Here is an 11,073-nt window from a genome sequence, read left to right on the forward strand (position 1 = left end):
CCGCACCATCGGCACGACGGAGAGTCCAACATGATCGAGCCCGGTTTCCGCTATCTCTGTTCCTATCGCGCGGCCTTCACCGAACCGCAGCAACAGATCGGCAAGGCGCATTTCGGCCGCCGGATGATCGCCGCGCTGACCGGCGGCGAGGTCGAGGGCGAACGCCTCCGCGGCCGCGTGATGCCGAGCGGCGGCGACTGGGCGACGATCGACGACAATGACACGCTGCGCCTCGATGCGCGGATCACCTTCGAAACGCACGACGGCGCGCTGATCTATGTCTCCTATCGCGGCGTGCTGCGGCCGCTGACCGTCGCGCATAAGCATGCCCGCAATGGAGGACCCAAGACCGACGCCGAAAAGCGCGAAATCTATTTCCGCACCACGCCGATGTTCGAGACGGGCGACGAGCGCTATCTGTGGCTCAACGACATCGTCGCGGTCGGGCTGGGCGCGAGCGTCGGCGGCGCGGTACGCTACGACGTGTTCGAGATCACCTGAGCCCCCGCCAACGGCATCGGCCCGCTTCGCCGATATCGGGGTCTTCGCGCGCCAGATTCGCGATCATGCGTTGCATCAGATCGCGCAGCGTCGCCGCCTCCTCGTCGGAAAAGCCGCGTGTCGCGAGCGCATGCACCTCTTCGGTCACCGGAAACAGGAGCCCCCGCAGCCGCCGGGCATGCGGGGTCAGGAACACCAATGTCTCGCGCCGGTCGCGCGGGTTGACGCAGCGGCGCACCAGCGACGCCTCCTCGAGCCCGCGCAGCGCGACCGCGGTGGTCGCATCGCGCATCGCGAGCCGCCGGCTCAGTTCGTGCTGGCTGATCCCGTCGCCGCGCCAGAGCTGGCGCAGAAAGGTCCACTGACCCGCCGAAATGCCGTGGTCGAGGGTGCGCGTTTCGCGGACCTGCGAAAAGGACCGGAACATCAGGCGGGCAAGATAGCCGAGGCTGTCCTCGAACGCCCAATAATCACCCTTGCGTCGCGGTTCCGCCTTCGACAATCCTCCCCCCTAACGCCGTGCCACGTCCGCCACAGACCGAACGAGGTCGGCGAGTAGTCCGCCCAGAAACGGATCCGACAGCTGCCCCTCCTCGTCGAAGGCGCGATGGGCGTGCGGCACGCTGAGTTGTTCGGGCACGACGAGCGCCTGCACCGTCGTCAGGATATGCCGGAGCTGCGACAGGCCGCGCATGCCGCCGAAGGGGCTCGACGACGCCGACACGAGGCCGAAGGCCTTGCGGCGGAAGGCGATATAGGCCTGCGGCGCCTCTCCGGCGCTCGGGCAGGAAATCCAGTCGAGCGCGTTCTTCAGCATCGCCGTCACCGATCCGTTGTGCTCGGGGCTGGCGATGATCACCGCGCCGTGCCGCTCGAACATCGCCTTGAGCGCCAGCGCCTCGGGCACCTCGTCGACCGACAGCGTTTCGGCACCGAACAGCGGCAGCCGATAGTCGGAGAGCGACAGCCGCGTCGCGCCGAGCCCCAGGCTGCGCGCCGCTTGCGACGCGCAGCCGATCAGCTTTTCATTGAGCGAGCCGCGGCGGATTCCTCCGGCCAGCAGCAACAGGTCCGGCTGCGCCATCGTGGCTCCCCTGCTCCTCCATCATCAGAAATCGAGCGACAGTTGCACCGTCACCGTCCGCGGTGCCGCCACCATCGCCATGTGGCTGTCGCCGCCGAAGGTCGGCGTGCTGAACCCCTGGGTGGTCGTCACCTTGTCGGTGAGGTTGCGGCCGACGAGCGCGAGCTCCCACTTCCCGTCCTCGCGCCCCACCGCAAGCCGCGCGTCATATTTGGTGAAGGCCGGCTGCGAGTTGAGCGGGTTCATGTCGGGCTGGAAGAAGGAGCGCGACTGGTAATTGGCCGAGACGCGGGCGAGCGCATAGAGGCTGCTCGACACCGGATATTTGGCCTCGATGAAGCCGTTCGCGGTCCATTCGGGCGCGCGGACGAGCCGCGTTCCGGCGAGATTGTTGGTCTGCGGCGTGCAGGTCGCGGGCGCATCGTAGAGGCAGGCGCCGCCCGGATAATCCTTGTAGTGCGCGTCGAGATAACCGAGGCTGCCGCCGATCCGCCAGTTGTCGCCGATCCCGATGTCGGTATCGATCTCCACCCCCTGCGAAATCGCCGAGGCCGCGTTGCCGGTGATGAAGGCCGTGCCATTATATTCGGACACCTGCAGGTCGGCGAAATTCGTGCGGAACAGCGCGATGTTGAACTGGCCCTTGCCATCGAGGAAGCGGAACTTGCCGCCGATTTCCCAGGACCTCGCGCGCTCGGAATCGAACTGGAAGGTCGCGAGGCCGTTCTGGATATTGTAGAGAAGCAGCGCATCGTTCGACACGAAACCGCCGCCCTTGGTCCCCGTCGCGTAGCTCAGATAGACATAGGCGTCGGGGGTGAATTCATAACGGGCGCGGAGCGAATAATCCCACAGATTCTCCTTGCGCGTCTCGGTGAGGTCGTAGGGCAGATAGGTCGCCGGGAACACCCCGTCGCTGAACGAGCGCGCGCGGCCCTCGCGCTTTTCGTGCGAATAGCGCAGGCTGCCGCTGAGCATGATCTGCTCGGTCACCGGCACCTCGAGCGACACGAAGGGCGACCAGCTGTTGCCCGACTGGTCGAACTGCCGCGTCGACAGCCCGTTGAGCGGCAGCGCGACGCCCGCGCTCGCGGCGTCGAACAGCGAGGCCTGCTGGATGTGCAGATTGGTGTCGATATAGGTGAAGCCCGCGATGAACGAGCCGCCGTCGCCGATCTCGCGCTGCGCGCGCACTTCCTGGAACAGCGAGTTGGATTTTTCGGTGATGTCGGATTCGAGGAAGGTCAGCGGCCCGTCATAGTCGGAATTCACCCCGCCATCGAGTTCCTGCCACGCGGTGACCGAGGTGACGGTCCAGTCGCCGACGTCGAGGTTCATCGTCAGCTGCGCCATCGTCGTCTTGGTGTTGTCATATTCGGGATTGATCGTCCGCGCGGCGCGGCGGAACGAGGGATATTCGGGCACATCCTCGCCCGAGTTGCGCACCGCGTTGCACAGCGCGCAGCTCGCGCTCCCGATATTGTTGAATACCGTCGTGCCACCGTCGATCCGGTTCGACGAATGCTCGACCTTGACCAGCGCTTCGAAATTGTCGGTGGGCTCCCACAAGAGCTGGCCGCGGACCGCCTCATATTGCGACCCGTTTTCCTTCCGGCCGGTGATCGTATTCTCCATGAAGTCGCCGATCGACCCCGCGCGGCCGGTCAGCCGGACGCTGAGCGTGTCCGAGATCGGACCCGACATCGCACCTTCGAGGTTCCAGCCGCCGTGCTCGACCTCGCCGCTCGCGCGGATGAAGCCTTCGAGCTCGCGCGTCGGGCGCCGGGTGACGACGCTGATCGCGCCCGCATTGGTGTTCTTGCCGAACAGCGCCCCCTGCGGCCCGCGCACGACCTCGACGCGCTGCACGTCGAGCAGCGGGTTCTGGAACGCGCGCGACCGGCTCAGATAGACGCCGTCGATGAAGAGACCGACCGATTGCTCGAACGACAGATTGCCGGTGCCGGCGCCGAGCCCGCGCATCGTGATCGCGAAATTGCCGTTGGTGCGGTCGATCTGAAGGTTGGGGACATTGTCCTGGACATCGTCGAACAGCAGGATGCCCTGCTTTTCGATCTGGTCGCCGCTGACCACCGCGACCGAGATGGGTACCTCCTGCAGCGTCTGTTCGCGGCGCGTGGCGGTGACGATGATCGACTGATCGTCGCGCTCGCTCGCCGTGTCCGGTGCCGCCTCCTGCGCAAGCGCCGGCGTCCCGATCGCGAGCGCGACCGCGCTCCCGCAAAGCAATATCCCGATTTTCATAGTCCCTCTCCCAAGGTGAACGGGTCAGGCCAGGTGCAGCGTGCTATATTGTGCGGCCGGTCCCGGATATTCGGCGCCCTTGTCTTCACCGACCTCCGCTTCGATCAGCGCGTTGGTCTGGGCGTTCAGGCGTTCGATGAGCGATTTGTGGGCGTCCGGGCGCCAGGCGAGATTGTCGATCTCGTCGGGGTCGGCCACCGTGTCGTAGAGTTCGAGGTCGTTGTAGGCGACCAGATCGTCCCAGCGTTTCGGAACATGATGCTGCGCGGGCGCGAAATAGCGCGCGAACTTGTAGCGGCCGTCGTGGACGCCGCGGTGCAGGCGGCGCAGCATCAGGTCGTTTTCGGGCAGCGGCTTGGTCTCTGTGACCCCCGGCGGCACATCGGGGGCGTTCCATCCGTAGCGCACCGCATAGTTGAACAGGATGCCAGCCTCGTCGCGGCTCGTCCGCGCGGCGGGCGAGGCGACCGCTGCCGACAGGTCGTGACCCGCCAGCTTCGGCTGCATCGCGCGCCGCGCCGCGTCGTCGACGCCGGCGAACGCCAGCATGGTGGGCACGAGATCGACCGCGCTGCCCAATGCATGGGTGGTGCGGCCCCCGGGAAGATCGGGATGCACGACGATCAGCGGCACGCCGACATCTTCCTTGTAGATGGTGCCGCCCTTCTGCCGCATCCCGTGTGCGCCCGCGCGCTCGCCATGGTCGGAAGTGAAGACGATGATCGTGTTGCCCGCCTGCCCCGAGGCGGCGAGCGCGTCGAGCACCGTCTTCATATGGCGGTCGGCGTCGCGGATGCAGTTGAGATAATAGTTGAGATTGCGCTTCCACACCGCCTCGTCGCCGTGCGGCATGCGGCCGTAGAAGGCGCCCTCGCTCGCGTTGATCGCGGCGTGGGCGCGCGGCTTTCGCGACAGGTCGTCGGCATAGAAGCTGCGCGGCAGCGGAAAGCCCCAGTCGCGGTCGTAGAGGGGATCGCCCGGCGCTGGCAGCAGGGGCGAGACGAGATTGGGCCGCAGGCGCGTCGCCTCCCCTTCCCCCGTCGCATCATAGAACATGATATCGTGCGGATTGACGAAATTCACCGCCATGAACCAGGGCGCTTCGTCATCGTCGTCGGCAAAGGCGCGGAGCCGGGTCACCGCCTCGGCCGCGGTGACGCCGTCGTTCATGAAGCCTTCCCACGACAGGCCGACCCGCTCGCCGTCGAAATTATAGCTCGAAAAGCCAAAGGGTTCGAGGATGTCGCTGGTGTTCGGAAAGATTCCGCCCGCGACCCCGCGGAAATTCAGCCCTTCGTTGAGGTTCGAGACGTGCCATTTGCCCTTGTAGACGGTGCGGTAGCCGGCTTGGCGCAGCATCGTTCCGATCGTCGGAATATCGGGCTTCAGCTCGGGATGCGGCGGCGAATTGGGGTTGGCGTAGACGCCGGTGTGCTGCGTGTGCAGCCCGGTGTAGATGCTCGATCGCGACGGGCCGCAGGGCGTCGTGTTGACATGGAAGCGGTCGAACGAGATGCCCCGTTCGCGCAGCCAGTCGTGCGCGGGAAGCGGCAGCCCATCGGGAATATCGGCGAGCGCGCGTTCCTGATCGTTGACCATGAAAAGGATGTTGGGCCGCCCGCCGCGCCGCTTTCCGGGCGCGCGCGCCGGAGCATGGGCCCCGGCCGCCTGGACACCGTTCGCCGCCACCAGCGCCGCCGCGCCTCCGGCCAGCAAGGTCCGCCGATCGATCTCTGCCTTGTCGCGCATCCCGTACCTCCCAAAGCCGGTCAGCCTGTTTCTTAGTATTCTAAGATAATGCCCGCTTCCCAAATTTTGTCAAGTTGCTTGCGCAAATTTTAGGAGCGGGCGTTCATTCAGTAAATGGGGGTGTTGGGAGAAAGGCCGATCAGCGAGCGGCCGAGCAGTTCGGTCGCCCCGTCGAAATCATAGACGACATGGCTCGCCATCACATTGACGTCGCGCAGCGCGCGCTGGAGCGGACTGCTCGTCATATGCGCGCTCGACCCCGCGCCCTCGACGAGCAGCCGAATCGCGTCGCGGCACAGATCCATCGCGAGCGCGACCTGCGCGCGGAGCGCGATGCGGTCCTCGTTGCTGACCAGCCCGCCTCCCGCCGCCTCGGTCAGCGCGACGTTGCGGCGCCCGACCTCGCGCAGGATCATCTCGGCGGTCTCGGTTTTCGCCGCCGCTTCGCCGAGCCGCATGTGCGCCGAGGCCTTCTCGTTCTGCTTGATCGTCGTGCCCAGCATCGTGCGCACCCCGATGCGCTCCTTGAAATGATCGACCGCCGAGCGCGCGACGCCGACCGCGCCGATCGCGGCGGTGATGGCGAGGAAGGGCGTCATCGGCATCCGGTAGATCGGGTTATGCGCGTGGATTGCCGCGCCGGGCGCGCAGCCCATGCGCATCTCGCCCATGTCCATCACCCGATGCTCGGGAACGAAAACATCCTCGCAGCGGATGTCGTTGCTGCCCGTCCCGATCATCCCGTCGACGTGCCAGGTGTCGAGAACCTCGACATCCTCCGCCGGGAGCGCGAGAAAAAGCTGGCGCGGCGGGTTTTCGCCCGGGATCATGCCGGTGATCATCACCCAGTCGGCGTGCATGACGCCGGTGCCCCATTTCCAGCGGCCCGACAGGCGGTAGCCGCCCTCTGCCGGCTGCGCGACGCCCGGCGGGTTGGTCGCGCCCGGCGCGATGATATAGGGAAAATCGCCGCCGAAGGTCTCGTCCTGCAGCTTTTCGGGGAATTGCGCGAGCATCCAATTGTGCTCGACGCAAAAGGCGGTGACCCAGCCCGTCGACCCGCAGCCCTCGGCGATCGGCAGCATCGCGTCGATGAAGCTGTCGATGTCGAATTCGAGCCCCCCATAACGCTTGGGCACGAAATGGTAGAAGACACCCGTTCTGCGGATCGCGTCCCACACCGCATCGACGGGGCGGCGCAGCCGTTCGCATTCGAGCGCATGCGCGGCGACGAGCGGCTTGAGCGCGGTCGTCCGGCGCACCAGTTCCTCGGGCGTCAGCGCCTCGAGCTCTTCGCGCGACAGCCAGTCGCCCCCCTTCGGGATCCGGCGATCAGCGTAGGCCTCTTCCTCTGCTTTGCGCGTCTGAACGGCGATATTCATGACATCCTTCCTCCCGGCGAGCCTGAATCGGCTGTTGCGGCCAGAATAGGCCGGGGAAGAATATTGTCAAGAAACTTAACTAAATGATGATGGCATGAAAGGAGAAGATCCCCTGAACCTCCTCGTCACCCCGGACTTGATCCGGGGTGACGAAATAGGGAAAATCACGCCCCTTCTTCAACCTGCGCCATCACTCAATCGAAGCGAGCCTGCTAGCCGCCTCCTCGGGCTCGGCATTTTCGAGCGCCTCGGGCGGCACGCGCGGCGGAGCGCCCCAGTCCATCCGCATCGCGTCGCGCAGACCGTGATAGGCGGGCAGGCCGATCCGCTCGACGAGCTTGAGTTCCAGATAATGGAGCGCCTTCGCGGCGGCACGGCGCGTGTCGTTCGCCTGTTCGGCGAAGCGGACGATGCGCGCGCGCCGGTCGCCGGGGTCGGGCACGAGCTCGACGATGCCGCGCGCTTCGAGTTCGCTCAGCATCAGGCTGATCGCCTGGCGCGTCACGCCAAGGTTGCGGGCGATGCGCGTCGCACGATGCTCGCCGGCCGAGATGTTGGCGATCAGCATCGACTGCGCCCGGCTGACGTTCGGAATCCCCGCTTCCTTGAGCGCAGCCTGAAGCGCCTCGTCGAACCAATAGACGGCGCTCAGCAAATTCATCATCAGATAGGGGCTGTGCATCGAACACCTTTGGAGATGCGCTTCGAGACACCCGCCATAAACCGCATCGCGGCGACGGCGCAACCTGCGGGACGGCAGCGGGCTACCGACTGCCAGCCCGGCCGCCGCTATTTCCCTTCTTCGTTTGAAAGAAATGGTCCTTTGACCGGATAATGCTCCGGCGCCTTAAAATGTTCCGCATTCCTGGCAGGCCGACCTCCGATCGACACCGCCGATCAGTAGAGATTGTCCTTATAATCCTTGTCGAGCCCCTTCTGCATCAGTCCGGGAACCGAGACGAAGGCCGCCGCGACGCGCGCGCCGAGGCCCCTCGCCTTGTTGAGCCTGACGTGATCGGCGAACATCCGCGCCGGACGAATGTCCGCCGGGGCCTCGGCGACGGGCCACAATTGCGCGCGTTCGAGCACCGGACTGGCCCGCAATTCGATGCGCGGCGCGTCGATGCACGTCGCGAGCAGCGGCACTTTGCCCTGGACCGCGAAGCCGGCAAGCATCGCCTCGTCGGTCGTCAGGCTCGCGGTCCCCTGCACCAGCGCGACCTCGCTCGATCCGGGCACGAGCAGGACCGCCGCGATCCGCGGCTGGGTCAGGATGTTGCGGAACCCGTCGGCGCGCCGGTTGCCGGGCCGCTCGGCGAAGCAGAGGCGGCCCCGATCCATGCGGACCATCGCCCCCGCCGGATCGCCCTTCGGGCTGAGATCGGCATTCCCCGCGGCATCGGCGGTCGCGAGCGCGACGAAGCGCGTCGCGGCGACGAAAGCCCGGGCATCGGCCGCGCGGGCCGCGGTGGGCTCCGCCTTCCAGAATTCGGAACGGATCAGCGCCTTCGCGCAGTGGGCATAGCATTCCTCGACCGCGACGCTCAGCACGCCGCCGGCGCAATCGGCGACGCGGCCGTTGATCCGCAGCGTCTCGCCGATGCCGGGCACGAGGAACAGCGAGGAAAAGCCGGCGCCGGGCCGGGCGATGTGGGGATCGTCGAGGTTGTCCAGCGGCACCGCGAGGCGGTTTTGCTCCGCTTCGGCGAAACCCCGCGCCCCCCCGCCCAGCGTGATCGCCATGCCGTCTCCCGCATCGCAGCCCGCGAACATCAGCGGAGAGGCGGCGAGCCAGCGGCGCGCGCCGGCATCGATATGGTCGATGACTTTCAGGTTCACCGCCGGGGGCGTCCGGCCGATGACCGCTTCGAGCGCGGTGACGGATTCGATCAGTCCTGCCATGTCTTCATCCTCCCCGTCCCGAAATCGTCGCACAAGTCTAATGCCTCGATTTCATATTTGCAAATGACTCGCATTAACATATTAAGCCACCGATCCCGTACCGCGGATCGGAAAGGCAAGACCATCTATCATCTCGTCGATCGCCCCATCGCCCTGCTCGGCAACAGCGACCGTTTCCTGCTGTGGGCGATGCGCGGCTGGACCCACGCCGCCGAATGGCGAACCTGCCCGCCGCAGGCGCTGCGCCGCGGCTTCGCGAGCATGGACGCGCTGGCCGCGCTTCCCCATTTCCATGTCGCGATGGCGCTGCTCAACACCGACGGGATCGAGCGTCTCGCGCTCTCCCCCGTCGGCAGCCCGCGAATCGGCGAGGACGAGGCGATCCTGATCGGACTGTGGCACGACATCGCCTCGGATCGCGCCGCGCGAGCCCGAACGACGCTGGCGCTGATCGTCGAGGCGCGATCGGTCGCGCCCATCGCCGCCGCCATGGCCGAGGCATCGGCCGAACTGACCGCCGCGGGCCTCGAACTCGCCCATCTCTCCCTCCAGACCACCACACATCAGGACAACCGATCATCATGAGCGACCGTATCGCCGCCGCCTCGCGCCTTGCGCCTTCCGCCTCGCTGACCGTCGAGGAGGTGCTGCGTGTGCGCCACTGGAACGAGAATCTGTTCAGCTTCTCGATCAGCCGCCCGCCCTCCTTCCGCTTCCGCTCGGGCGAGTTCGTGATGATCGGCCTGCCCGGCGAAGGACGCCCGCTGCTCCGCGCCTATTCAATCGCGAGCCCGGCCTATGCCGACGAGCTCGAGTTCCTCTCGATCAAGGTTCCCGATGGTCCGCTCACCTCGCGGTTGCAGAAGATCGCGCCGGGCGACCCCATCTATCTCGGGCGCAAGCCGACCGGCACACTCGTCGCCGACGCGCTGATGCCCGGCAAGCGGCTTTTCCTGCTGTCGACCGGGACCGGTCTCGCCCCCTTCCTCAGCCTCGCGCGCGATCCCGATATCTACGACCGCTTCGGCCAGGTCCTGCTCGTCCACTGCGGGCGCAAGGTCAGCGATCTCGCCTTCCGCGAAGAGCTCGAAAGCCAACTCGCCGGCGATCCGCTGGTGCAGGATCAGGCGCTCCTCCAGTTCCATTATCTGCCGACCGTCACCCGCGAAGCCTTTCGCACCGAAGGGCGGATCGGCGCGCTGATCGAAAGCGGGCGACTGTTCGGCCATCCGCTGACCGGGCCCGACCATTTCGACCCGGCGATCGACCGCATCATGATGTGCGGCAGCATGGCGATGATCCGCGATCTTCAGGGCGCATTCGAACGGCGCGGCTTCCAGGAAGGGTCCAATGCCGCGCCGGGCGATTTCGTCATCGAACGCGCCTTTGTCGGTTAGGATCAGATCAGCCCGGCGGTCTGCGCGAGCACCCAGAGCCCGATCACCAGGAACAGCGCCGCGGCGATCATCCGCACCTTCGCGAGATCGACCCGCTTGAGCAGTGCGTTCCCGAGGAAGATCGCGGGCACATTGGCGATCATCATGCCGAGCGTGGTCCCGGTCGTGACCGCGAGGACGCTGTGATATTGCGCGCCGAGCGCGATCGTCGCCACCTGCGTCTTGTCGCCCATCTCGACGAGAAAAAAGGCGACCAGCGTCGTCAGGAAAGCGCCGAAGCGCGGCTTGGGCGCTTCTTCGTCGTCGAGCTTGTCGGGAACGAGCGTCCACGCCGCCATCGCGAGGAACGAGGCGGCGATCGCATAGCGGAAGATGTCGCTGTCGAGGAAAGCGGCCGCCTGCGACCCGAGCAGCGCGGCGAGCGCATGGTTGGCAAGCGTCGCGACCAATATGCCGAGGATGATCGGGACCGGGCGGTTGAAGCGCGTCGCGAGCAATATCGCGAGCAGCTGCGTCTTGTCGCCGATCTCGGCGAGCGCGACGACCGCGGTCGAGGTCAAAATGGCTTCCATGAAGAGACTCCGGGGCCGGGCGGCAGCGCGATTCCAACGGTCATCGAACCCGCCGCCCGGCCCGGACGAAGGATCGATGCCATTGGTCTCGCCCAAGCGGTGACCCGCTTCCACCGCACCACGGCCTCTCGACCGAGTATGTTGACGCGGCGGCCCGCCCCGAAACGGGCGGCTGGCTACTCCCCAGATGACGGGGACGCGTTAAACGGCGGATGGCCCCA

Annotated in this window: 11 protein-coding genes; 3 read left to right on the plus strand and 8 right to left on the minus strand. The window is 66.3% G+C overall.

Features of this window, described 5'->3' with window-relative positions:
* Nucleotides 1-30: 30 nt before the first annotated feature.
* On the plus strand, nt 31-501 hold the full coding sequence (locus ACOTSS_RS11525; RefSeq protein ID WP_095388767.1) for a DUF3237 domain-containing protein: 471 nt from the start codon (nt 31-33) through the stop codon (nt 499-501).
* Here the strand turns inward: ACOTSS_RS11525 and ACOTSS_RS11530 are convergent.
* From ACOTSS_RS11530 to ACOTSS_RS11560, 7 genes are all read right to left on the minus strand, one after another.
* On the minus strand, nt 494-1,003 hold the full coding sequence (locus ACOTSS_RS11530) for a MarR family winged helix-turn-helix transcriptional regulator (protein ID WP_448688298.1): 510 nt from the start codon (nt 1,001-1,003) through the stop codon (nt 494-496). The genes ACOTSS_RS11525 and ACOTSS_RS11530 overlap by 8 nt on opposite strands.
* 9 nt (nt 1,004-1,012) lie before the next feature.
* Nucleotides 1,013-1,585, minus strand: coding sequence for an NADPH-dependent FMN reductase (locus ACOTSS_RS11535; protein WP_448688299.1), 573 nt, complete (start codon nt 1,583-1,585; stop codon nt 1,013-1,015).
* A 24-nt stretch (nt 1,586-1,609) separates the two neighbouring features.
* The gene (locus ACOTSS_RS11540) at nt 1,610-3,850 is read right to left on the minus strand and encodes a TonB-dependent receptor (RefSeq protein WP_448688300.1); all 2,241 of its coding nucleotides are present in this window, start codon (nt 3,848-3,850) and stop codon (nt 1,610-1,612) included.
* Between the two features lie 24 nt (nt 3,851-3,874).
* Nucleotides 3,875-5,599 carry a sulfatase-like hydrolase/transferase gene (locus ACOTSS_RS11545; protein WP_448688301.1) on the minus strand — a complete coding sequence of 575 codons (1,725 nt, stop codon included), beginning with the start codon at nt 5,597-5,599 and terminating at the stop codon, nt 3,875-3,877.
* A 107-nt stretch (nt 5,600-5,706) separates the two neighbouring features.
* Nucleotides 5,707-6,981: a hypothetical protein gene (locus ACOTSS_RS11550; protein ID WP_448688302.1), complete on the minus strand. Its 1,275-nt coding sequence runs from the start codon at nt 6,979-6,981 to the stop codon at nt 5,707-5,709.
* Between the two features lie 190 nt (nt 6,982-7,171).
* Complete coding sequence (locus tag ACOTSS_RS11555) at nt 7,172-7,663, minus strand: MarR family winged helix-turn-helix transcriptional regulator (RefSeq protein WP_448688303.1); 492 nt, start codon at nt 7,661-7,663, stop codon at nt 7,172-7,174.
* Between the two features lie 215 nt (nt 7,664-7,878).
* Nucleotides 7,879-8,883: a pyridoxamine 5'-phosphate oxidase family protein gene (locus ACOTSS_RS11560; protein ID WP_448688304.1), complete on the minus strand. Its 1,005-nt coding sequence runs from the start codon at nt 8,881-8,883 to the stop codon at nt 7,879-7,881.
* Nucleotides 8,884-8,946: 63 nt separating this feature from the next.
* Here ACOTSS_RS11560 and ACOTSS_RS11565 point away from each other — a divergent pair, with 63 nt between their 5' ends.
* Nucleotides 8,947-9,468, plus strand: coding sequence for a hypothetical protein (locus tag ACOTSS_RS11565; protein ID WP_448688305.1), 522 nt, complete (start codon nt 8,947-8,949; stop codon nt 9,466-9,468).
* Complete coding sequence (locus ACOTSS_RS11570; protein ID WP_448688306.1) at nt 9,465-10,280, plus strand: ferredoxin--NADP reductase; 816 nt, start codon at nt 9,465-9,467, stop codon at nt 10,278-10,280. The genes ACOTSS_RS11565 and ACOTSS_RS11570 overlap by 4 nt, the downstream gene beginning before the upstream one ends.
* Nucleotides 10,281-10,282: 2 nt before the next feature.
* Here the strand turns inward: ACOTSS_RS11570 and ACOTSS_RS11575 are convergent, their stop codons facing one another.
* A complete protein-coding gene (locus tag ACOTSS_RS11575) occupies nt 10,283-10,852 on the minus strand; it encodes a TMEM165/GDT1 family protein (RefSeq protein ID WP_448688307.1) in 570 nt (189 codons plus the stop codon).
* Nucleotides 10,853-11,073: the final 221 nt, after the last annotated feature.

Source organism: Sphingopyxis sp. NJF-3 (assembly GCF_053514865.1).